Origin of the sequence: Candidatus Villigracilis proximus, from assembly GCF_016717045.1 — a bacterium.
Lineage (GTDB): Bacteria > Chloroflexota > Anaerolineae > Anaerolineales > Villigracilaceae > Villigracilis > Villigracilis proximus.
The window spans coordinates 142,049-166,389 of the sequence record NZ_JADJUO010000009.1 but is presented as its reverse complement, the minus strand read 5'-3'; the positions used below and the strand labels follow the sequence as shown (position 1 = coordinate 166,389).

Sequence of the window (24,341 nt, the reverse complement as noted above, 5' to 3'; positions counted from 1 at the left end):
TAGACACTCCGGTCATAAACTATGGCAGATTAAACGCTCTGACGAGGAAGACCGCCATCTGGGCACGGGTGACTGAGTCGTTGGGACAGTAGTTGCTGTTGCCGCAACCGGCGGTGATGCCGTCTGCCACGAGTTGTTTGATGTAGGCTGCGCCAAAGGCATCAGTAGCGACATCATTGAAGCCGGTGCTGGCTCCCACAGCGGGCGGAGTATAGCTCGAACCGTTTTTGGCTTTCAAAAGGAAAATCGCCATTTGCGTGCGGGTGACGGTGGTATCAGGGCAGTAATTTCCAGCGCCACAGCCGCTGGTGATGCCTTCGGCGGCCAGTTGTTTGATCCAGGCTGCGGCCCAGTAATCGGTAGCGACATCGCCGAAGCCGGTGCTGACTCCCACGGCGGGCGGTGCATAGCTTGAGCCATACATACCCTTCAAAAGGAAGACGGCCATCTGAGCACGGGTAACAGTGCTATCGGGGCAGTAACTCCCCGCTCCACAGCCGCTGGTGATGCCGGCGTTGGACAGGCGTTCGATATAGTTAGCGGCCCAATAGGTCAATGGAACATCGGTAAAGGTTGGTGTTGAGAGAGTCCACTGGGCGTAAAGGGTGACATCAGCAGTGAAGGCATAACTCGCGCCATTGGCATAAGCAGTACCAGAGCCATTAGCAGCTGTATTCCAACCCGCGAAGGTGTAGCCGCTGCGGGTGAAGGTGTTGGAAGTGAGCGCAGCAGGTGCATTGCTTACCTGAGGCGACATGCTCCCCGAACCGCCATTGGCATTGAAGGTGACGGTATGGGATGGAGCAGCGGAGGTGGTAAAGTAGGACGGCGCGTTGGTAGCAATGCTATAGGAGGCAGGCGTACCAACCACTGCGCGGACACCCCAGGCGTAATTGGTGCTGGAGGACAAACCTGAAAGATCTACATAAGTAGCTCCGCCGGTCGAAATCCAGTTCGGTCCGGAAAGGTTCGATCCGGTGCAATTCGCAAGTAATGGTTGGACACAATACTCGTAATCGGTCGCGCCGGTGCTGGCGTTCCAGGATAGGGTTGGGGAGGTGGAAACATCGGTTGCATTATTTGCAGGCGCGATGTGTGTAAAATCTTCCGGCGTGCCATACACAACCAGTTCAGCGCCATAGGAGGTGTCAGTGGCATTGGTGGCGAAGGCGCGCACGTAGTACTTGGTGCCGGCTGTCAAACTCATTTCGCTGAGACCAATGGTGTAGGCACCGGTAGAGGTTTTAGCGCCTTTATCCACTTTGCTGTCGCTGATGGTGGGGGTGCCAGTGGTGTTGTACACCACGCCATAGGCGCTGACGGAGGCGGGGGTACCCAAATTGCTAAGGGTCGCATTCACCTGACGGTTATTAAGCGTCTCAATGGAATCGGTGCTGACGGTGGGAGCTGAGAGAACGCCATGATATAACAACAGAGATTGGTCATCTCCTATCACTGTAACGCCTTGTCCGGCAGCGTAAACATCGTTTGCACTGGAACCCCAAACCGTATTTAGATAACCATTATCTACTCCGGCGGGAAGAGCGGGGCTGGCATCACTCCACCCGCTGCCGTCATTATGATAGAGTAAGGGAGAATTAACATCTGATTGGATATTATCGTATCCATTTCCGACAGCATAGATATCGCTTGCTCCCGAGCCCCAAATGCTTTTTAATCTTCCTTCTTCCAATCCGCTGGGCAGGACTGGGTTATCTGTGTACCATTGAGTCCCATCGTAAGATAGGATCATGGGCAATGTTTTTCCAGTGACGGTGTCGTAACCATGTCCTACAACATAGACATTGGTCGAGCTCGAGCCCCACACTTCATAAAGGGATCCGGATTCCCAGTTTTGCGGTACCCCTGGGGAAATGTCGGTCCAACTGTTCCCATCGAAGTGGGAGACCACGGGGTACGTAACACCGTCAAAATCTTGCCCCCATCCAGCAGCAAAGATGTCAGTCGCGCTTGAGCCCCAAATGCTCTCGATCTGACCCGTATACACAAAGCCAGGCAAAGCCGGAGAGACATCCGTCCAATTGGTTCCATTCCAGTGGAAGAGCAGGAGGATTTGATCCGGGTCATCATAAGCATACCCACCAATATAGACATCGCTCGCGCTTGATCCCCAGACTGCATTGTATTGAACGTAGGTCCAACTGCCGGGCAGAGGGAGAGTCTGAACGCTCCATGCGGTCCCATTGTTGTGGTACAGCAAAGGTAAAGACGCCCCCCGGATTCGGACTATTACTATCATAACCCAACCCCACGGCATAGATATCACTTGTCCCTGAGCCCCAAACACTTCTCAGTTGACCAGAAGTATATCCACTAGGCAGGGCCAGCGGGGAGTCGTCAAACCAGGTGCTCCCGTCCGAATACATGATTAGAGGGGCGGTTTCGCCGGCGTTTTTGCCATACCCGACGGCATAGACATTGTTCGCGTCTGCGCCCCACATTGCGGTGAATTGACCCCTATTGTCAACCCATCCGGCGGGGAATCCCACAGGAACATCGGTGAAGGGGACCAGCGCAAACGCCGGGGTGACCATGAGCAGCAGCAACAGGGTCAAAGAAAAAATTTTAATAGCTTGTTTCATTTTGTATTATTCTCCTTTTGTTTGATTTTGATCTTGTGTATAACTTGTATGATCATGAGCGAGGATGTTTATTTATGTCTTGTACGCTCCTTTTCGTCATCATCGTTCGCAGGGCGTGTAATAATTCCGCGCGTGGCGCCGTCTTGGCGAGCACGGCATCCGCGCCATATGCCAATGCGTCTTCTTCCTGCCCGGGGACTTCGCTGGTGGTCAGCGCCACAAAGACCGGGTCGGGAAAGCGTTCGTGCAGTTCCCGCATCATCTCCAGATCCTCTTCCCCCGGATTACCAATGGCGAACAGGATGATCTGCGGATGCAAGGACGCGACGATCTGCAGCGTATCACCAGCATCTGAGGCGATGGCGGCAATGGTCAGGTCGGATTCATCCGCGATGGCACTGACAATCGCTGCGCGCATCAGCGGGTGTTTCTCAATGACTAGGACCGTGGCTGGGGTTTGCATATCCCCTACGATACCCGCCCGTGTTGTAATTGTCATCAACGTGGTGTTTAACTTTTGTGGAAGTTTGTTTAAGTTAAACTTAAACAGAGCTTAAACAAAAAAATTGGCAGCCGCAAGCGACTGCCAATGGATAATGCCAGGTTCCTATCTTTTATTTTTTTTGTTGATTGGCAAATACCACCGCCTGTGTACGCGTCTCCACACCCAGACGCTGCAAAATATGATGAATGTGCGAGCGCACGGTCGCTTCGGAGAGATGCAGGATTTTGCTAATCTGTGCATCTGTTTTTCCTTCTCCCAACAACGCCAGAATCTCCTCCTGCCGCCCGGTCAAAGAAGCCTCCACTACACTCTGTGTCGATGGATCGGTTTTCATCTTCCGCACTCCGTTCATCAATTTTTGCGTAATGCCAGACGGTAAATAAGGCGCCCCATCCGCCACTCTGCGGATCCCTTCCATTAAAAACGAACGCGGAGCGGTCTTGGGGAAAAGAGCCCAAGGCTCCGGCTTGAACCGCGGCAATCACTTTGTCTTCATCTTCAAGGCTGGTTACCACCATGATATGAGCCTGCGGATCCTTTTCCAAAATTTTCCGGATCGCCTCCAGCCCGTCCATTTCCGCCATCAATAAGTCCATCAGAATCACATCAGGGCAGTGTTCCCCAGCCATTACCACTGCATCCGCCCCGTTCGAGGCTTCGCAGCAAATCAGCATATCGGGTTCATCTTCCAGCGCGGTTCGAAGTGCTTCGCGCATCATGGGGTGGTCGTCTGTGATCATTACCTTTATTTTTTTCATGAGGCTTCCTTTTTCTCCACGCGCACAATCACACAGGTTCCCGCTTGCAACGCTGAGCGAATCTCCAATGTCCCGCCGAGCAGTCTGGCCCGTTCATGCATGGAGCGCAGACCCATTCCGCCGCTTCGCACGCGATGCGGGTCAAACCCAATGCCATCGTCGGCGATCTCCACTTCCACTTTCGAGGCATCACAGCGCAGAGTAATCATTGCATTGCGCGCCTGAGCATGTTTGAGCGAATTGTTCAGCGCTTCAATGGTAATACCGACCAGATTTTTACGCCACACTTCCGGACATCCATCCGCATCCCCTTCCACAACCAGAGACGCTCGCACCCCAGACCTCTATTCAACGCTGGATAAACGCGCCTCAATTTCATCGATCAAGTTCATCTCCGCCTCATTCTCCGACGGTTGAAGCTGATACAGCATGAGACGTGTTTCCTTTAATGCCTGCCTTGCACTTTCCTGCAAACGTTCTGCCAATTGTTGAGTGCGATCCACATTTCCTTTGCCCAGAGCGGCGATCAACGTTTCGGAGAACAAGTTCAAACTATGCAAAGACTGGCTGACCGAATCATGCAGATCGCGCGCCAGACGCTGGCGTTCTTCGATGACAGCAAATGCGCGTTTTTGTTCACCCAATTTTTCTTGTGCAGCGTGGAGCTCGGTGTTATCGTGAAGCACTGCCAGATGCCCATATACCCGATCTTTGTGATCTGACAATGGAATTCGTTGAATGTTATAACTTTTGGGACTGATGATGATATCCTGTGAGGTTCTTCCCATCGGATCAGAGAGCAGAGCAACGATTTCAGGAAAGTTTTTCAGCGGCGTTTGCTGAAATGGTTTCCATAAATCCTGTTGACTCACCTTACAGATCGCCTGCGCCGCGGGGTTAAAATCGACCAAACGGCCATGATCATCCACGACCAAAACACCGTCATTCATGTGGTCGATCATGGCGTTGCGGGCAGTTGGAACGATCTCCATGAAGCGTGAGCCATATAATGCAATCAGGAATAGCACACCTGTGAGCGAAAACGTTACCGAAGACCAGTCCAAACCCGGGAAATTAAGGACCTTGAAGATGTAAAGCAGGTTGCTTGCAACGGGGACAGCCAGGGCGATAAGTATCAGGCGCGACTGCCTTCGCAACAGGCTGGACCCGGTCATGGCGACCTGTAAAAAGTTCAATGCGATGATGATCACCAAAAGATAACCGCTGAAAGACACCCAGAGAAATGCGGGGCCGTGCTTGAAATCAACAACATTGATTCCCTGGCCGCTGGGGATGAAATCTGTCCATAGCCATGTATGCAGTTCATTAGTCCATGCCAGCAGGATACCCAAGATGGGAATGAGGAACAGGAACGCGTTGACCGATGCTTTTTTGAGCCAATTTTCATACCCGGCATAAGTGATGGAAAATGCGGCCATAAGACTCAACGCCGGGAAATAAGTCGCGTATTCCAATTTTGCAAAGAATATTTTCAAGGGGACCGATGTTGCCGCATAATCCAGGCCGGATGCCATTGACCATAGAGCAAGAGCGATCATTGCAAGGGCAAAATAAATTCCGCCCCTGGTCTTTCGACGCTGCCAGGCAACATATGCGGTGAAGGTATTCACCATTGTGGCGAGAAAGATGAGAGCGCTAATACTGGTCAATGTGAACATGGGCGTTCCTAATGAGATATTGTAACCTTTTCCTGTAAAGAAAATCTTAAATGACTTTCCGTCTGGTTGGGTCTCTCTTGCTTTCCCATTTTATTTCATTTATCGTTTTAACATAATAGACCTCCGATTTAGCTATTTTCGCAAATTTAGCTTACATCAGAGGTCTATCTTTTCCACTCCTTATTTATTTAATTCGGAGTGTGTCATATTTTTTGTTGTATAAATTTACGCTTATGGCAGATTAAACGCTCTGACCAGGAAGACCGCCATCTGAGCGCGGGTGACTGAGTCGTTGGGACAGTAGTTGCTGTTGCCGCATCCGGCAGTGATGCCATCGGCCACCAGTTGTTTAATGAAGGCTGCGGCAAAGGCATCAGTGGCGACATCATTGAAGCCGGTGCTGACTCCCACGGCGGGCGGACTGTAACTGGAGCCGTTTTTGGCTTTCAAAAGGAAGACCGCCATTTGTGCGCGAGTGACTACGTTATCGGGGCAATAGTTGCCACCGCCACAACCGCTGGTGACACCTTCGGCGGCCAGTTGTTTGATCCAAGCCGCAGCCCAGTAATCAGTGGCGACATCGCCGAAGCCAGTGCTGACTCCCACGGCGGGTGGTGAATAGCTTGAACCGTGAATACCCTTCAATAGAAAGACTGCCATCTGTGCGCGGGTGACCGAGTTATCGGGACAGTAGATGCCCGTACCACAGCCGCCGGTGATGCCGGCATTGAATAGGCGTTCGATGTAACTGCTGGCCCAATAGGTTAGCGGGACATCGCTGAAAGTGGCTGATTTGAGGATGGTATAAGTCTCACCGCCAGTGAGACCGGCGGACAGCGGATTGCTGGCTATATCTATAATGCTGTTATCGTTGAGTACATTTAGGCGGATGGTGCCGTTGCCGCTGCCGGTGTTGACTGTGACAGTGTAGACACTGCCTGTGCCGCTGAGTCCACTGACGGCGGGGGAAGATACGCCGCTTGTCGTCAGGGAGAAATCGCTTAAGTCTACGCCTGTCACGGGTTCTGAAAAGGTGACGGTGAAGTCTACACTGGTAAGGTTGGTGGGGTTAGAGTTGGTGCGCACACTGGATGTGACGATTGGCGCAGTTTTATCAATGTCATAGGTTTCGCCTACAGTGAAGGGCAGTCCGACCATGGATAGCCCGGCATAGTCGCTGATGGAGGCGGTATTGGAAACAATAACTTTGATGGTTCCGTTGCCTGTGCCTGTATCGACCACGACTTCCCCTACTTCGTTTACATCTACGATACTTGCGCCGCTGATGGAGCCGGTAGTAACGAGGCTGAAATCAGAAATATCCAACCCAATAATATATTCTGAAAAAGCAGGCTGGAAATATACAAGGGGGGCGCTGGTGGGGTTGGCATCTCTGCGTGTAATAGCGGTGGTGAAGGGGGCGGTGTTGTCTACTTCATAGGCGCCCATATCGCAGAAGGAATTTTGTGGGCGTTGTACGAAACGTTGATCAATTGCGATGACAAAGGGAGGGACGCAATAGATGTTACTGGTGGGAATGGTGTTCATCGCTGGGCTTCCGACCGCCAGTGGATAATCAGCCGTCCCCAGTAGGTTTACCTGCAATGGGTCAAGCAAGGGGTCCGAGCCGACAATGTCGTTGTTGACAAAGCTGGTAAACCCGGTTGCGCCTTCTTCTACCAAATTGTACCCACCGGAGGTCACGATGTTTCCTTCAATAGCTGGGCCGTTATCTGCCAGGTTATTGGCGATGATGGAGTTGTATAGAGTTTGTGTTGTGCCTACCAACGAAACGGAATAGATTCCGCCGCCAAAACTGTTGGTACCTGCGCCGTTACCACCATCCCCATCATTGTAGGCAATGGTGGAATTGATGATGCTGACATTCCCTCTCATGTAAATGCCAGCGCCCGAATTGGAATCTGGCGTACCAGGTGTTCCATCGGCTGTCAGACGATTTTCTCCAATGGTGCTGCTGAAGAGGCTTAGCAACGATGTGGTTTCATCGGAGTAATAATCAATGCCACCGCCAAAAGCGGCGGCTTCGTTCTGGTCAATGCTGGAATAAGAAATAAACAAACGGGTTTTCTCTCTCACGGAGATACCGCCAGCCCCAAGGGTGGCAGTATTGCCTGTGATCCGGCTGGCTGCAATGCTCAAGTCTGGCGATGTGCTGCCAAATGAATCAATATAAATTCCGCCGCCATAACTAGCGGAACCAGCTGAAACCGTGGTGTAAGACATATCAAGATCGGCGCTTGTGATATATGTTCCCTCCTAATACACCAGAATTGTTGGTAAGCACACTGTGTTCAATGGTCAATGTTGGCATTGTTGGGGAGAAAGCGCCGCTCATGAAAATTCCGCCGCCATCCGATGTACCAGCTGTATTGTGGTCAATGTGCATATCATTCAACGTAAGCGGCGCATAGGATGCAATTGCGCCGCCATATTGAACGCCGCCTTCGAGGCTCGTGTTTCCGCCGGTGAGGGTTAAGCCAGACATACTTACACCGTCTACCGCAGATTGGGAGATGTAAAAAATGCGATGATTAAAATTCGCGTCAATGATCAGATTGGAACTGCCGGGACCATTGATCGTAATGGATTTGGAAATTTGATACCCTGATAACAGATTGTCCATGGTGATTGTCCCTGTAGCAGTAATGCTGACGGTATCGCCGTCATCTGCCAGAGCAATGGCTTCGCGCAGGGTGCAATCAATGACACATTCACCATCGCTTATCTCATCAGCCGTGGTGGTGACCGTATAGACCCAGCCGCCAGAAGAGTCTGCTTTGGCGTGACTGTTTGGTGTCGTCAAAATCAGCCCTGCGACCAGGCTGAAAAGAAAACACAGCCGAATTAAGAAATACTTTTTTTTCATTTTTATTTTCTCCTTTGGGTTTATTTGATCTCTTGCATAAGTGTTTAGGGAAACGCTAAAAAAATCTTCGAACTACAAAGATAACGAAGACCAAAAACCGGTGATGGTCAGCCTTTTATATATTTAACGTCAGAATGGCGGCGAGGGTGGGCGGTGGCGGCAGGGAATGCTGATAATGGTTCCGATAAAAGACAAAAGTATTTTCGTTTCCTTTTGGTTTTATGAATTGATGATTATATAAATTTCACAGTATTTTACCTGTTTCTACGGTCCGCTAGAGGCCCAAAAGTAATGCTGAATAACATAAAAACCGACCAGGAAATAATAAGTAGTACGTTGATAAAGAGTGGCGGGAGAAAAGAAAAAAGATTATGGCTTATAAAAAAACACCCCAGTGAAATGAATCTCCGGGGTGTTGCATAAGTTATTGTTACCTGATATTTTTACGGCAGATTAAATGCCCTAACCAGGAAGACCGCCATCTGGGCGCGGGTGACTGAGTCGTTGGGACAGTAGTTGCTGTTGCCGCAACCAGCAGTAATGCCATCGGCCACCAGTTGTTTAATGAAGGCTGCGGCAAAGGCATCAGTGGCGACATCTGCGAAGCCAGTGCTGACTCCCACGGCGGGCGGACTGTAACTGGAGCCGTTTTTGGCTTTCAGTAAAAACACTGCCATCTGCGCGCGGGTGACTACGTTATCGGGGCAATAGTTACCGCCGCCACAACCGCCAGTGATACCTTCGGCGGCCAGTTGTTTGATCCAGGCCGCAGCCCAATACTCTACTGCGACATCGCCGAAGCCAGTGTTGGCTCCCACTGCAGGCGGCGTATAGCTTGACCCGTGAATTCCCTTCAATAGGAAGATCGCCATTTGTGCGCGAGTGACCGAGTTATCGGGACAGTAGATGCCCGTACCACAGCCGCCGGTGATGCCGGCATTGAATAGGCGTTCGATGTAACTGCTGGCCCAATAGGTTAGCGGGGCATCGCTGAAAGTGGCTGATTTGAGGATGGTATAAGTCTCACCGCCAGTGAGACCGGCGGACAGCGGATTGCTGGCTATATCTATAATGCTGTTATCGTTGAGTACATTTAGGCGGATGGTGCCGTTGCCGCTGCCAGTGTTGACTGTGACAGTGTATACACTGCCTGTGCCGCTGAGTCCGCTAACGGCGGTGGAAGATACGCCGCTTGTCGTCAGGGAGAAATCGCTTAAGTCTACGCCTGTCACGGGTTCTGAAAAGGTGACGGTGAAGTCTACGCTGGATGCGTTGGTGGGATTGGTGGATGCGCGGACTGAGGAAGTGACGGTGGGAGCGGTTATATCGCCTAGTTCATACGCGCCGATATCGCAATAATCACCAAACGGGCGGGTGATTCCGTTTTGCGAAGTGTTATTCACGGGTGCGTTTGTACAGATGTCATTATCGCCTGCGTCTATGGCGGGGGAACCGCCTGGCAGCGACATGGTTTGGGTTGTGCCGCCATTGCTGGCCAGCGCATTTACCACTGCAGAAGCAGCCAAAGCGCTGGTCACATCGTTAACGCCGGGGGTGCAGTCATTTACCAGATTTTGGAGCAGGTTGTGATTGTTGGTAACGATAGTGACAGAGTTGACGATGAGGCAGTTCTCGCCGCCGGTGCCAGTGGTGAGCGTATTGCCATACAAAATGGAATTTGAAAGAGTGATGGTCGAAACTTCATTACCGGCAGCGCGGGAGGCAACGATACCGCCGCCGCCAAAATTGTTTTTGGCGCTGTTGCCGACAATAGTTGAGTTAATGATGTTAACTGTAGCGATGTCGCTCGCCGTGTTCCCTGAGGCATGGTTAAAGATCGCGCCGCCTTTACCATTGGTACTGCGGTTACCGGTCAAGGTACTGTTGACAATGGTAATGGAACCCGTGCCAGTATTTCCAAAATTGAAAATACCACCTCCCTCACTGTTTCCGCCGCCGCTCACAATATTCCCCTTAATCGTAGAGGAATTAATGGTGATGGTTCCATCGTAGTTATACAACCCACCGCCATCCCCTGATGCGGAGTTATCTGCAATGGTGCTATTGGTGATCGTTACCGGGAGTTTGAATATGTAAATACCACCACCATCCTGCAGTGCTGTGTTGGAAGAAAATAGGCTGTTTTGAATCGTAACAGTCGGGGTTGTGTTGGGAGCGGAAATTTTTTAACCCGCCGCCCTCTGTACCACTGCCGCCAGACGCATCGTTGTTGGAAAAGGTTGAATTGGTGATGGTTACTGTTGAGAGCGCATTATTGATTTCCACCCCACCGCCATCTGCCTCAGTCGTTTGATTGTTGTCAATAGTGACATTATTCAGACTGATATTGCCGGTGTAGGAACTGAAATAAATACCGCCGCCGCCATAAACGGTGGAATTATTGCTGACTGTGCTGTTGGTGAGAGTCAGGCTGCCCTCGTTATCGAAGAAAAGAATGCCGCCCCCGCGTGGATACTCACACGCTCCCACACTGCTAGGCGCATGGTTATTTGTGATCACAACATCATTCATCGTCAGGAATGCCCAGCTGCGAATCGCCCCGCCGCCGCAAACAGTAAGCGGGTCGGCGTAGCCTTTGGTCATGGTCATGCCGGAGATGTTGATCGTATTGGTCGGGAATTCGTCGGACAAAAGGAATATCTGGAATTGATTATTGCCATCCAGGGTGAGTTGACCAGAGCCGGGACCGGTAATGGTCAGGTTTTTATCAACGGTTAATGCGGCGGTCAGGGTGATCGTGCCTGTGACGCTGAAGGTGATTGTGTCGTTATCAACAGCTGAGGCAATTGCGTCGCGCAACGAACAGTCACCATCGAGACAAGAGCCGTCATTTTCATCGGTTAGGGTATTCACCGTCAGGGTGGCGGCGTGGGCGGGGCTAGGCGGGGATGATAAAAACATTCCCGATAAAAAGGCCAATACTATTAATGTGTGTATTATTTTTTTAGCATTTCTGTTTCCTTATGGTTTTATGAGTTAATAACCCGGATAAATTCTATAGTATTTTATCTGATTCTGCGTTGTATCAAAGACCCAAAGGTAATGTTGAATAATATAAAAACGGCTAGAGATGAATGGGTAGTACGTAAATAATGAGCGGTGGGATAAAGAAAAATGATTATGGCTTATAAAACAAACGCCCTCCAGTAAAATTAATCTCTGGAGGGCGTAAGTTATTGTTACTTGATAATTTTACGGCAGATTAAATGCCCTAACCAGGAAGACTGCCATCTGGGCGCGGGTGACTGAGTCGTTGGGGCAGTAGTTGCTATTGCCGCATCCGGCGGTGATGCCATCGGCCACCAGTTGCTTGATGAAGGCCGCGGCAAAGGCATCGGTGGCGACATCCGCGAAGCCGGTACTGACTCCCACCGCGGGCGGAGTATAGCCCGAACCGTTCCTGGCTTTCAAAAGGAAGATCGCCATCTGCGCGCGGGTGACTACACTGTCAGGACAGTAGTTTCCATTGCCACATCCGCTGGTGACACCTTCAGCAGCGAGTTGCTTGATGAAGGCAGCAGCAAAAGCGTCGACAGGCACATCGCCGAAGCCGGTGCTGAGTCCCACTGCGGGCGGGGTGTAGCTTGAACCGTGGATACCCTTCAATAGAAAGACCGCCATTTGTGCGCGGGTGACGGTGGCGTCGGGGCAGTAGATGCCCGTGCCGCAGCCGCCGGTCACGCCGGCGCTGGCGAGGCGCTCAATATATTGCCATGCCCAATAGGATGTAGGTACATCAGTGAAGGTGGTGGTTCGCACCGTGTAAACCTGTCCACTGGTAAACCCTGCGCTTAGCGGATTAAGGTTTAAGTCTATGATGGTGTTGTCATCTAATACATCCAAACGGATCTTACCAGCGCCGGTGCCGGTGTTGACGCTGACAGTGTAGACACTGCCAGTGCCGCTGAGTCCGCTAACGGCGGTGGAAGATACGCCGCTTGTCGTCAGGGAGAAATCAGTTAAGTCCACGCCTGTCACCGATTCAGAAAATGTGACGGTGAAGTCTACACTGGCAGCGCTGGTTGGGTTGGCGGATACGCGGATGCTGGATAAAACAGCGGGTAAAGGATCGAATTCGTATGAGCCGATATCGCAGCGATTTCCCTGCGGGCGGACAATGCCATTTTGAGAAGTGTTATTTACTGGTGTGGCGGCACAGATGGCAGCGTCGCCCGCGTCAATGGCAGGGGAGCCGCTATTGAGTGGGAAGTGTGCGGGAGAGCCAGTCAGTGTGCCGAGGTTGGGGTCTGATCCGATGATATTGCCGTTCACGCCGTTGGTTTGGCTGCAGGCTGTTCCAGCGGATTCGAGCAGATTGTTGGTGGAGGCGACGTTCAGTGAAGAAGTAGAATCGTTTTTACAATCTCCGCTGGTGCCGCTGTTGGCGATTAGCGTGTTTTTCAGCGTTGGGCTACTGTTGCCGTTGTTGAACATTCCGCCGCCATTGGTTTTTCCGGCAATATTACCGCTGAAGGTTACGTTTATCAGAGTGGGGCTGCTGGTGTCGTTGGACATACCGCCGCCGAAGCCAGCGGTATTGGCGTTAAAGGTGGAGTTCGTTAAAGTGGGGTTGCTGGTGAATTCATTATTCATCCCACCGCCAGCGTTTACTGCCGAGTTGGTGCTGAAGGTCACGTTTGTCAGGGTTGGGCTGCTGCTGCTGTTATACATCCCGCCGCCGCGGATGGATGCAACGTTGGCGCTAAAGGTCACCTTTGTCAGGGTAGGGCTGCTGCTTTCATTGAACATTCCGGCGCCATTGGATGCGGAATTGGCACTAAAGTTTATGTTCGTTAGCGTTGAGTTGATGCCGCCATCGTTGAATATTCCGCCGCCAAAGCTGGATGCGGAATTGGAGTTAAAGTTTACACCCAATAATGTCAGAGTACCGCCACTATTGTATATTCCGCCACCGTTAGATGCAGAGTTGGCACTGAAAGTCACATTGGAAGCTGAGAGAGTTCCAGCATTATAGACGCCCCCGCCCCCTCCGCATGCTTCAAGACAAACCCCATTGCTTACGGTCAGTCCGCTGAGAGTGAGGATGCCGGCACCGCCCACTTCAAAGACACGATAGGTGACGGTATTCGCAGCCGCATTCGCTCGAACAATGGTGTTCGTCGCGCCGTTGCCTTTTATGCTAATGGTGGTGGTCACGAGTGGCAGTTGGGTGCCCAATGACAGGGTGATGGTGTAGTTATCAGCGAAGGCAATCGTATCTGTACCAGAACCGGAACCGGCCAAGCAGCCACCGTAAGCGGCATCCGTATTTGCAGCAATGATAGCTTCACGCAAAGAGCAGGATGCGCCAGTGTTATTCTCATCGGCGCTGGTGTCAACCGTGATGTTGGCCGCGTATGCAGGTGTAAAGGTCAGCGCGCTGCCAAGCAGGGAAAGCATCAGAGCAGAGAGCGTAAAAAGATTAAAGATGGATTTAAACCGAATCACCATGATAGATTTTCTCCCGAGTAGATGAAGAAATATCAAAACTGTGTTATCCCCGAGCGCAGAATATATACAGTTAAGTATTCCAGACAATACTTATCCATTATAGGGGATTATAGGGATATTGCAAGGTTGACTGATTGATGCATTCAAAATAAGACCCTAAAGGTTTATAACCTTTAGGGTCTATCTTCAAAACTAGTTATTGATTTGGATAGTCAGATTTAATAATGCTACGGCAGATTAAAGGTCTTGACGAGGAAGACCGCCATCTGGGCACGAGTGACTGAGTCGTTGGGACAGTAGTTGCTATTGCCGCATCCGGCAGTGATGCCATCGGACACGAGTTGTTTGATGAAGGCCGCAGCAAAGGCATCGGTGGCGACATCGTTGAAGCCGGTACTGACTCCTACGGCGGGCGGGGTATAGCCCGAGCCATTCTTGGCTTTCAAAAGGAAGACCGCCATTTGTGCGCGGGTGACTACGTTATCCGGACAGTAGTTGCCATTGCCGCATCCGCTGGTGACACCTTCGGCGGCCAATTGTTTGATCCAGGCTGCGGCCCAGTAATCAGTGGCGACATCGCCAAAGCCGGTGCTGACTCCCACGGCGGGCGGTGAATAGCTTGAACCGTGAATACCCTTCAATAGAAAGATCGCCATCTGCGCGCGGGTGACGCTGCTATCGGGGCAGTAATTCAATGGAACGGTTGAACAACCGCCGGTGATGCCCGCATCGTAGAGGCGTTCGATGTAGCTGCTGGCCCAATAGGTTAATGGGACATCGCTGAACGTGGCGGTAGGAACGTCGTTTTCATGAACAAAGATATCCAGTACCCCATTGCTATCCCCGCTGACCAGATTAGTGGAAGAGGAAGAGAAAGCCACATAAATCCCATCCGCCGAGATAGAGGGGTTATATGAGGTATTGTTCCCCTCTGTTCCACTCGAATCAACCGAAACGCGAGTGGTATCGCCCGTCTGACGGTCATGGATGAAAATATCTTGCCTCAAGTTACTATCCACTTCGCTGACCAGGTTAGTGTCTTCAGAAGCGAAAGTCACATAACGCCCATCGGCCGAGATGGCGGGATTATATGAATTGCCATTCCCCTCTACGCCGTTCGAATCAATCGAAACACGGCTAGTCTGGCCCGTCTGACGGTCACGGACGAAAATATCCCAAGAGTTGTTCGTATCCCCGCTGACCAGATTGCTGGCAATGGAATGGAAAGCCACATAGCGCCCATCTGCCGAGATGGAGGGATCGTATGAGTCGCTGTCTCCCTCTACTCCGCTCGAATCAACCGAGACGCGGCTGGTCTGGTTCGTCTGAAGGTCACGGACGAAAATATCCGAAGAGCTGTTCGTATCCCCGCTGACCAGGTTGCTGGCATAGGAATAGAAAACCACATAATGCCCATCTGCCGAGATGGATGCGGAATGTGAGTTGTTATCGCCCTGTATTCCACTCGAATCAACTGAAACGCGAATGGTCTGGTTTGTCTGACGGTCATGGACGAAAATATCGTTCAGGCCGTTCGTATCCCCGCTGACCAGGTTGGTGGCTTCGGACTCGAAAGTCACATAACGCCCATCTGTCGAGATGGATGGGTTGTATGAGTCGCTGTCTCCCTGTACTCCGCTCGAATCAACCGAAACGCGAGTGGTCTGACCCGTCTGACGGTCATGGACAAAAACATCGCTCAGGCCGTTCGTATCCCCGCTGACCAGGTTGGTGGCAGAAGAATGGAAAGCCACATAACGCCCACCGGCCGAGATGAAGTCAGCGTATGAGCCGCCATCTGCCTCTGTCCCACTCGAATCAACCGAGACGCGAGTGGTCTGGTTCGTCTGACGGTCACGGACGAAAATATCGCGCCGTTGTTTGTATCCCCAGCCACCAGGTTGCTGGCGTCGGATTCAAAAGCCACATAACGTCCATCGGCCGAGATGGAAGGGAAGTAAATGTATGAGTCGCCATCTGCCTGCGTCCCGCCGGTAGCAATCGAGACGCGAGTGGTATCACCGGACGAAGCCAGCGCTACGCCCGAAAAGCTGAGCAGCATGGCCACAAGCAGAAGCGCAGACAGCGCTCGCCCAAGATGATGAAAAATGTGTTTGGTTGTCATAGTGTTTTCTCCTTTGATGTTTGAGTCTTAAAAAATGTCCCGAAAGTTTTGTGGAATTCTCTACCGTACATCCAAACCCTAAAAGGTCTCTGTTCCTTTCGTGAATTCGAGATTTTCAAAAAAGACCTTTAGGGTTTTTTACGAGAGGATTGTACAGTAGCAAATGTGAAAAAAAAATTGGTCGTTTTGGATAACCTCCGATACGGTTTCAGTCAAAAAATCAACTGGCATACCGAACGCCATGCCAGCTGATTTTTTGGATAATTATTCGAAAGTTTTACGGCAGATTAAATGCCCTGACCAGGAAGACCGCCATCTGCGCGCGGGTAACCGAGTCGTTGGGACAGTAGTTGCTATTGCCGCATCCGGCAGTGATGCCATCGGACACGAGTTGTTTGATGAAGGCCGCGCCAAAGGCATCAGTGGCAACATCGTTGAAGCCGGTACTGACTCCCACGGCGGGCGGGGTGTAGCTTGAACCGTTCTTGGCTTTCAAAAGGAAGATCGCCATCTGTGCGCGGGTGACAACACTATCAGGACAATAGTTGCCATTGCCGCATCCGCTGGTGACGCCTTCAGCAGCCAGTTGTTTGATCCAGGCTGCGGCCCAATAATCGGTGGCGACATCGCCGAAGCCGGTGCTGACTCCCACGGCGGGCGGGGTGTAGCTTGAACCGTGGATACCCTTCAATAGGAAGATCGCCATTTGGGCGCGGGTGACGGTGGCATCGGGGCAATAATTCAACGGAACGGTTGAGCAACCGCCGGTGATGCCGGCATTGTACAGGCGTTCGATGTAGCTGCTGGCCCAATAGGTTAATGGGACATCGCTGAATGTGGCTGCTTTGCTGATGGTGTAGGTTTCACCGCCAGTGAAGCCATCGGATAAGGAATTAAGTGATACATCTTTAATAGTGCTGTCATTGAGCACATCCAGGCGGATGGTGCCATTGCCGCTGCCGGTGTTGACTGTGATAGTGTAGCTGCTGCCTGTACCGCTGAATCCACTAAGGGCGGGGGAAGATACGCCGGTTGTCGTCAGGATGAAATCGCTTAAGTCCACTCCGGTGACGGGTTCTGAGAAGCTGACGGTGAAGTCTACACTGGCGAGGTTGGTGGGGTTGGCAGATGCGCGGATAGAGGTAGTGACCGCGGGGATCGTCGCATCGGGGACTTCATACGAACCTAAATCGCTTATGGCTGTGTTATTTCCATCACCATCCTGCGGACGAGCGACTCCATTTTGTGAAGTGTTATACACAAGAGTATCATCGCCGGCGTCGATTGCGGGAGAGCCGGGTAGCAGCGCAAAGGTCTGAGTGGCGCCGCCGTTATTAGCAAGCGGACCAAGGTTCGGGTCGGAACTGAGCATGGGGGTTCCGCACATGTTTCCCGTGGCGCCGTTGGTTTCGATCAAGTTGTTGATATTCGTGGCAATTGTGTTTGCATTCGCAAAAGCATTATAGCAATCGCTTCCACTGTTATTAGCAAGAATACTGTTCGTTAAGTGGAGGACACCATTGATCTCATTGTAAACACCTCCGTTTGATGTACTGCCATTTCCTGAGATGGTACTGTGAATTACGGTTAAATTTGCCCCCGCCTTATTTATGATCGCGCCAACGCTGCTTCCACCCGCATTCCCTGATATGGTGGAGTTGTTTATAAAAAGAGTTGCTATATTATAAATTCCGCCGCCATCAAAATTTACCGCCTCATTGTTTAATACAGTTGTCTTAACTAATGAGACGGAACCGGCAGCATTGTAGATACCGCCCCCGGAATAAGCTTTTCCGCTGGCAATCTGGCTATTGGTTATTGTCATCGTCCCCCCATTGTTATAAATACTACCGCCACTCTGGGCGGTGCTGTTTGTCAGAAGGCTGTTGGTTATGGTCAGGGTGCCGCTATTGAGAATATTTCCGCCGGCATTGTTTACTGTAATATGGCAGGGATCAAAGCAGTTACCATGTTTTACGGTCAGGTTGTCGAGAGTTAAGCTGCCGGCAGCGCCTACTTCAAACACCCGATACTGATGCGGACAAAAGCCGCCGAGCGGGTCGCAGGCGTGCGCCATAATGATGGTATTTGCTATGCCATTACCAGTAATCAAGATGGGTGTCGTAACCGCCGGTAATTGACTAGTAAGTGTGATGGTATTATTGCCGGCAAATATAATTATGTCGGTGCCGGATCCCGCCGCGCAATCGGTGGAGCCGGATGTGCTGTCGTTGTTGGCATTTGTGATGGCTTCGCGCAGGGTACAGAATCCGTCACTTGCCAGGGTGTCGGCTGTGCTGTTGACAGTAATTCCACCCGCGTAGGCAGGTTTGGTACCTGCCAGGATAATCATCAAACTTAGGCTAAGAAACACATAAAACAATTTCACTAAAATGGATCGCATAAATTTCTCCTTGATTTATAAAGTGGAATATCACAATAAAGGGTTACTTAACTCGATATTCCAGAGTGTTTTACTCTACTTATTAGTGGCTTCTTTTTTTTAAATTGGGCTGTGAATAGTACTTTTGGCTTTTATTTAAATCCATATTTTTAGGCATAAAAACAAAACGCCGCCCCAGGTATATATACCTGGGGCGGGTGTGCTAATGCTTTTTTGAATATCAACCAAAAAAGCGAATTCCAACTTACGGTTTACTCAAAGTCTGTCATTACGGCAGATTAAACGCTCTGACCAGGAAGACTGCCATCTGGGCACGGGTGACTGAGTCGTTGGGACAGTAGTTGCTGTTGCCACAACCGGCGGTGATGCCGTCTGCCACCAGTTGTTTGATGAAAGCCGCGGCAAAGGCATCGGTGGCGACATCGTTGAAGCCGGTACTGACTCCCACCGCGGGCGGAGTATAGCCCGAGCCATTCTTGGCTTTCAAAAGGAAGATCGCCATCTGTGCGCGGGTAACTGTGTTATCAGGGCAGTAATTTCCGCCGCCACATCCGCTGGTGATGCCTTCGGCAGCGAGTTGCTTGATCCAGGCTGCGGCCCAATAATCTGTGGCGACATCGCCGAAGCCAGTGCTGACTCCCACGGCGGGCGGGGTGTAGCTTGAACCGTGGATACCCTTCAATAGAAAGATCGCCATCTGCGCCCGGGTAACGGTGGCGTCGGGGCAGTAATTCAACGGAACGGCTGAACAACCGCCGGTGATGCCTGCGCTGTACAGGCGCTCAATGTAGCTGCTGGCCCAATAGGTTAATGGGACATCGCTGAATGTGGCTGTAGGAGGAAGAACACTAAAAATAGTAACAATGTTATCGGCGGGACGCGCAACAATCAATTGATCGTTGACATAATCATACTCGGAGTACATTAAATAGCCGAAGTTGGCAGCCGTGCCAAGTACGCTATTATTGCTATTAATGACACCAGTGACCGGGGTTGCATCTGAAACAAGAGTGATGGCTCCGCTATCGGTTTGCGCGCTATCCCAATATGGGCTGGTCACCACATAACTACCATTCGTTAATGTATTAATGCCGTAATAACCAACCTGATCATCTACCGTGGAGCCGACCAGACTGTTAGCGGGCTGAGACCACTTCGCCAGAGATACCCGTTGTACCATTGCCCCAGGTGACGGCGCCTCTGTTTCCATTCCAGGTAGGGCTGTTGACCACGTAATTACCGTCCGTTAATGCCTCAATGCCGTAATAACCGACCTGATCGCCTGCGGAGGAGCCAACCAGACTGTTGATGGTTGTGACCACGCCAACAATACCGGTTGTGCCATTGCCCCAGGTGACGGCGCCTTTGGTACCATCCCAAGTGGAGCTGACCACCACATAATTGCCGTTCGTTAATGCCGCAGCGCCGTCATTGCCAACGTTGTCAGTTACGCTGGAGCCAACCAGACTGTTGGCAGCTGAAATCGTGCCAACAATTCCGGTTGTGCCATTACCCAAGGTGGCGGCGCCTTTTCCACCATCCCAATTGTAGCTGACCACCACATAGTTACCGTTCGTCAATGCCTCAATGCCGCCACGGCCAACGTTGTCAGTTACGCTAAAGCCTACCAGACTGTTGGCGGCTGAAATCGTGCCAACAATGCCGGTTGTGCCATTACCCAAGGTGGCGGCGCCTTTTCCACCATCCCAATTGGGGCTGCCAACCACATAGTTGCCATTCGTTAATACCTCAATGCCGTCATTGCCAACAAAGTCAGTTGTGCTGGAGCCAACCAAGCTGTTGGCGGCTGAAACCGCGCCAACGATGCCGGTCGTGCCGCTGCCCCAGGTGACGGCGCCTCTATTTCCATTCCAAGAGGAGCTAGCCACCAAATAATTGCCGTTCGTTAATTCCGCAACGCCGTCATAACCAACCTGATCACTTACATTGGAGCCAACCAAGCTGTTGGCGGCTGAAACCGCGCCAACGATGCCGGTCGTGCCATTGCCCCAGGTGACGGCGCCTTTGGTACCATCCCAAGAGGAGCTAGCCACCAAATAATTGCCGTTCGTTAATTCCGCAACGCCGTCATAACCAACCTGATCACTTACATTGGAGCCAACCAAGCTGTTGGCGGCTGAAACCGCGCCAACGATGCCGGTCGTGCCATTGCCCCAGGTGGCGGCGCCTCTATTTCCATTCCAATAGGGGCTGATCACCACATAACTGCCGTTCGTTAATACCGCAGCGCCGTAATAGCCAACCTGATCACCTGCAGAGGAACCAACCAGGCTGTTGGCGGCTGAAACCGCGCCAACAATGCCGGTCGTGCCATTGCCCCAAGTGGCGGCGCCTTTGGTACCATCCCAATCGCGGCTAATCACCACATAATTGCCGTTCTCCAATACTCTGACCGAGTTCCCAACATAGTCAGTTGCATTGGAGCCGACCAGACTGTTGAGAGTTGAGACTGCGCCAACAATGCCGGTTGTGCCATTGCCCCAGGTGGCGGCGCCTTTTTCGCCATCCCAATTGGGGCTTACTACTACATAATTACCGTTCGTTAATGTATAAATGCCAAAATCGCCCACTTTGTCGCCTGCTGTAGAGCCGACCAGACTATTGGCGGCTGAGACTACACCAGAGACGCCGGTCGTGCCGCTGCCCCAGGTAACGGCGCCTCTATTTCCATTCCAAGTGGAGCTAACCACCACAAAATTGCCGTTCTCCAATACTATGACATAGTCACCAACTTTGTCATTTGCGGTGGAACCGGTCAAGGTGCTGATCAATGCGTGAGTGGCACCATTGTAGAGATATACCGCGCCGACATCAGCAATGGGGCCTGGTGCGTCATATTCTTCATCTGCAACAACGAAGTTTCCATTTGGCAGGATATACACATCGCCAAATTTACCACTCCCCGCCGGGCCGATAATATCAAACTTGGCAGAGGCAGCCTGCGCGGGCGTGGCTGTCCATGCGCTGCCCAGCAAGGAAGCCAGCAGTGCCAGAAGGGAAAAAATATTATTAAAAATTTTAGCGCGGGATATCATAATGCATTGCTCCTGGGGTCGATCGATTTGGGATATCCCCTATATTATATGAGAATTGTCTTGATAATTTCATGGCATTTTCCTTAAACAAGAGTATTTGCAAAGTTGAATGCTTCCCCAAAAAGCAACTTCCAATAGACGAATAGAGTTTTGATAAAAAGAAGTCAGTGCTGCTTGATCTTTTATTACTGACGTCATAATATCAAAGGAGCCGTAAGAAAACCTCGTGGTGCTTTTGATATTAAATATTTTTTACGGTAACCCGAAAGTCTTCACTAAAAATATCGCCATCACCAACTAATATAATGAATACTCCCTATTAATTCCACTGACTTCAGCAAGGGCTTGATAAGAAATTAGTTATCCAGACAGGGTCACTAAAGTTAGTTTCTTTCAGAGGCCTCCATGCAATAAAAATGATGGACATAATGATTTCAAAGCAGGCACGTCATATAAAACCATGCAAAAACAAAAAGCCAAATAACCGGGATTATCTGGCTTTTGTTTTACAGATTCAAATGAGTTACGGCAGATTAAATGCCCTGACCAGGAAGACCGCCATCTGCGCACGGGTGACTGAGTCGTTGGGACAGTAGTTGCTGTTGCCACAACCGGCGGTGATGCCGTCTGCCACCAGTTGTTTGATGAAGGCCGCAGCAAAGGCATCGGTGGCGACATCGTTGAAGCCGGTGCTGACTCCCACGGCAGGCGGAGTATAGCCCGAGCCATTCTTGGCTTTCAAAAGGAAGATCGCCATCTGTGCGCGGGTGACTACACTATCAGGACAATAGTTGCCATTACCACATCCGCTGGTGACACCTTCAGCAGCCAGTTGTTTGATCCAGGCTGCGGCCCAATAATCGGTGGCGACATCGCCGAAACCGGTGCTGACTCCCACGGCAGGCGGGGTGTAGCTTGAACCGTGGATACCCTTCAATAGAAAGACCGCCATCTGCGCACGGGTAACGGTGCTATCCGGGCAGTAGATATCCACACCGCAGCCGCCGGTCACACCTGCTTTAGCGAGACGCTCAACGAAGTTGTTGGCCCAATAACTAAACGGTACGTCATCAAAAACGGGGGCAATCGTAAAGACATACGCAGCGCCAGAACTACCTGCAGAATTATCGGCCTGATTCCCGTTCAGGCCGGTGGCATTGCTGTCTTCACCATAAGCGCCGACCGCCACCGTATTGCCAGAAAGCGTAATAGCAGAGCCAAAGTAGTCATTTGATTCAGCGTTGGAGGCTTTCAAGTAGGAATGCTGATACCAGTTCGTGCCTGTGCGGGTGAAGATATAAGCAGCGCCAGAGTAAGGTGCTGAGTTATCAGCCTGATTGCCATTCACGCCGATGGCATTGCTGTCTTCATACGGCGCACTAACCGCGAGGATATCACCCGAGAGTGACACTTCTGTACCAAAGTAATCATTTGCTTCGGTGTTGGAGGCTTTGATATACGCCTGCTGACTCCAGGCGCTGCCCGTGCGGGTGAAGACATACACCGCGCCGGATTCGATGGCTGAAGTATCCGCCTGATTCCCGTTTACACCGGTGGCGTTACTGTCTTCATACGAAGCCGCGACCGCCAGAGTATCGCCCGAGAGCGACATACTGGGATAACCAAAGTAATCTTCTGTTTTGGTATTGGAAGCCTTGATATATGCCTGCTGACTCCAGGTGCTGCCCGTGCGGGTGAAGACATACACCGCGCCAGAGTAAGGTGCAGAATTATCGGCTTGATTGCCATTCACACCGGTGGCGCTGCTGGCTTCATACGGAGCTGCAACCGCGAGTGTATCGCCTGAGAGCGCCATGGCAAAATAACCAAAGTAATCCCCTGCTTCGGTATTGGAGGCTTTGACATACGCCTGCTGACTCCAGGTACTGCCCGTACGCGTGAAGACATACACCGCGCCAGATTCAGATGCTGAATTATCAGCCTGATTTCCGTTTATACCGGTGGCATTGCTGTCTTCATAATAAGCCGCAACTGAGATGGTGTCGCCGGAAATATTCACGAGCCTGCCAAAGTAGTCACCTGCTTCGGTATTGGATGCTTTGAGATATGCCTGCTGGCTCCAGGTAGTGCCGCTGCGCGTGAAAACATACGCTGCACCAGATCCGCTGGCGGAATTATCAAGCTGATTTCCGTTTACACCTGTGGCATTACTATCTTCACTAGGCGCGCCAACCACGATGGTGTCACCTGAAATATCCACAGACAAACCAAAGTTGTCAGTTCCATTCGGGTTGGATGCTTTGAGATATGCCTGTTGACTCCACACCCCTCCGCTGCGGATGAAAACGTAGACCGCGCCAGAACTACCGGCTGAATTATCCGCCTGGTTTCCATTCACGCCCACCGCGTTGCTGTCTTCATTATAGGCTCCAATGACGAGCGTATCCCCTGAAAGCGCCATAGCTTCATAACCAAAGGAATCAACCGCCCCGGTGTTGGAGGCTTTCAAATAAGCTTGCTGGGTATCGGGGGGAATGGATGCTTCCAGTGATGGAGCCAGTGTATAGATCTGCGCCCAATCTTCCGCGCTCAGGTTGATCGTTTCAGAAGTGGCAGCCGCCGCTTGAGCAGGCAGCGCGCCGGTTAACAGGAACATCACGATCAAAAAAACAGAACCGATCTTGGCAATTGATTTTCCACTAAACATAAAATCTCCTTTTTGGGGTCGGGTTGATTTGGATAAAGTTTACCCAGTATTGTTTTTATTTTAGCACTCTTGTTCCAAGGCACTTATTAACAAAATTCATCCTAAGTACTGTCTGTTGTTCCCTGCTAAAGAGTTAAGCATCAGAGCCATGAGAATCATCTCACAGCTCTGATCTTTTATAAAT

At 51.2% G+C, this 24,341-nt stretch carries 18 protein-coding genes; all 18 read right to left on the bottom strand.

Translation table 11 applies throughout. From position 1 onward, the window contains the following. Positions 1-19: 19 nt before the first annotated feature. Positions 20-1,753 (bottom strand): S-layer homology domain-containing protein, encoded by a 1,734-nt coding sequence (locus IPL71_RS11760; protein WP_345321778.1) that lies wholly within the window; start codon positions 1,751-1,753, stop codon positions 20-22. A gap of 334 nt (positions 1,754-2,087) precedes the next feature. Further along, positions 2,088-2,603: a hypothetical protein gene (locus IPL71_RS11755; RefSeq protein ID WP_345321776.1), complete on the bottom strand. Its 516-nt coding sequence runs from the start codon at positions 2,601-2,603 to the stop codon at positions 2,088-2,090. 52 nt (positions 2,604-2,655) lie between these two features. Continuing rightward, a complete protein-coding gene (locus IPL71_RS11750; RefSeq protein WP_345321774.1) occupies positions 2,656-3,066 on the bottom strand; it encodes a response regulator in 411 nt (136 codons plus the stop codon). A gap of 151 nt (positions 3,067-3,217) precedes the next feature. Then, positions 3,218-3,442: a response regulator transcription factor gene (locus IPL71_RS25910; RefSeq protein ID WP_514130772.1), complete on the bottom strand. Its 225-nt coding sequence runs from the start codon at positions 3,440-3,442 to the stop codon at positions 3,218-3,220. Beyond that, positions 3,336-3,866 carry a response regulator gene (locus tag IPL71_RS11745; protein WP_345321772.1) on the bottom strand — a complete coding sequence of 177 codons (531 nt, stop codon included), beginning with the start codon at positions 3,864-3,866 and terminating at the stop codon, positions 3,336-3,338. The genes IPL71_RS25910 and IPL71_RS11745 overlap by 107 nt, the downstream gene beginning before the upstream one ends. Then, positions 3,863-4,201 carry a sensor histidine kinase gene (locus IPL71_RS11740; RefSeq protein WP_345321771.1) on the bottom strand — a complete coding sequence of 113 codons (339 nt, stop codon included), beginning with the start codon at positions 4,199-4,201 and terminating at the stop codon, positions 3,863-3,865. Before IPL71_RS11740 ends, IPL71_RS11745 begins: the two co-directional genes overlap by 4 nt. Before the next feature lie 9 nt (positions 4,202-4,210). Continuing rightward, the gene (locus IPL71_RS11735; RefSeq protein ID WP_345321769.1) at positions 4,211-5,545 is read right to left on the bottom strand and encodes a histidine kinase N-terminal 7TM domain-containing protein; all 1,335 of its coding nucleotides are present in this window, start codon (positions 5,543-5,545) and stop codon (positions 4,211-4,213) included. Between the two features lie 231 nt (positions 5,546-5,776). Then, the gene (locus IPL71_RS11730; RefSeq protein WP_345321767.1) at positions 5,777-7,789 is read right to left on the bottom strand and encodes an S-layer homology domain-containing protein; all 2,013 of its coding nucleotides are present in this window, start codon (positions 7,787-7,789) and stop codon (positions 5,777-5,779) included. A gap of 1 nt (position 7,790) precedes the next feature. Beyond that, on the bottom strand, positions 7,791-8,432 hold the full coding sequence (locus IPL71_RS11725) for a CSLREA domain-containing protein (RefSeq protein ID WP_345321765.1): 642 nt from the start codon (positions 8,430-8,432) through the stop codon (positions 7,791-7,793). Between the two features lie 443 nt (positions 8,433-8,875). Beyond that, the gene (locus IPL71_RS11720) at positions 8,876-10,453 is read right to left on the bottom strand and encodes an S-layer homology domain-containing protein (protein ID WP_345321763.1); all 1,578 of its coding nucleotides are present in this window, start codon (positions 10,451-10,453) and stop codon (positions 8,876-8,878) included. Positions 10,454-10,493: 40 nt separating this feature from the next. After that, complete coding sequence (locus IPL71_RS11715) at positions 10,494-11,354, bottom strand: CSLREA domain-containing protein (protein WP_345321761.1); 861 nt, start codon at positions 11,352-11,354, stop codon at positions 10,494-10,496. Between the two features lie 291 nt (positions 11,355-11,645). Next, positions 11,646-13,904, bottom strand: coding sequence for an S-layer homology domain-containing protein (locus IPL71_RS11710; RefSeq protein ID WP_345321759.1), 2,259 nt, complete (start codon positions 13,902-13,904; stop codon positions 11,646-11,648). 227 nt (positions 13,905-14,131) lie between these two features. Beyond that, positions 14,132-15,658 (bottom strand): S-layer homology domain-containing protein, encoded by a 1,527-nt coding sequence (locus tag IPL71_RS11705; RefSeq protein WP_345321757.1) that lies wholly within the window; start codon positions 15,656-15,658, stop codon positions 14,132-14,134. Then, the gene (locus tag IPL71_RS11700) at positions 15,604-16,029 is read right to left on the bottom strand and encodes a hypothetical protein (RefSeq protein WP_345321755.1); all 426 of its coding nucleotides are present in this window, start codon (positions 16,027-16,029) and stop codon (positions 15,604-15,606) included. The genes IPL71_RS11705 and IPL71_RS11700 overlap by 55 nt, the downstream gene beginning before the upstream one ends. 277 nt (positions 16,030-16,306) lie before the next feature. Next, complete coding sequence (locus tag IPL71_RS11695) at positions 16,307-18,433, bottom strand: S-layer homology domain-containing protein (protein ID WP_345321753.1); 2,127 nt, start codon at positions 18,431-18,433, stop codon at positions 16,307-16,309. A gap of 268 nt (positions 18,434-18,701) precedes the next feature. Beyond that, the gene (locus IPL71_RS11690; RefSeq protein WP_345321751.1) at positions 18,702-19,613 is read right to left on the bottom strand and encodes an S-layer homology domain-containing protein; all 912 of its coding nucleotides are present in this window, start codon (positions 19,611-19,613) and stop codon (positions 18,702-18,704) included. After that, positions 19,570-21,489 (bottom strand): beta strand repeat-containing protein, encoded by a 1,920-nt coding sequence (locus tag IPL71_RS11685; protein WP_345321749.1) that lies wholly within the window; start codon positions 21,487-21,489, stop codon positions 19,570-19,572. Before IPL71_RS11685 ends, IPL71_RS11690 begins: the two co-directional genes overlap by 44 nt. A gap of 523 nt (positions 21,490-22,012) precedes the next feature. Beyond that, the gene (locus tag IPL71_RS11680; protein WP_345321747.1) at positions 22,013-24,157 is read right to left on the bottom strand and encodes an S-layer homology domain-containing protein; all 2,145 of its coding nucleotides are present in this window, start codon (positions 24,155-24,157) and stop codon (positions 22,013-22,015) included. Positions 24,158-24,341 lie beyond the last annotated feature (184 nt).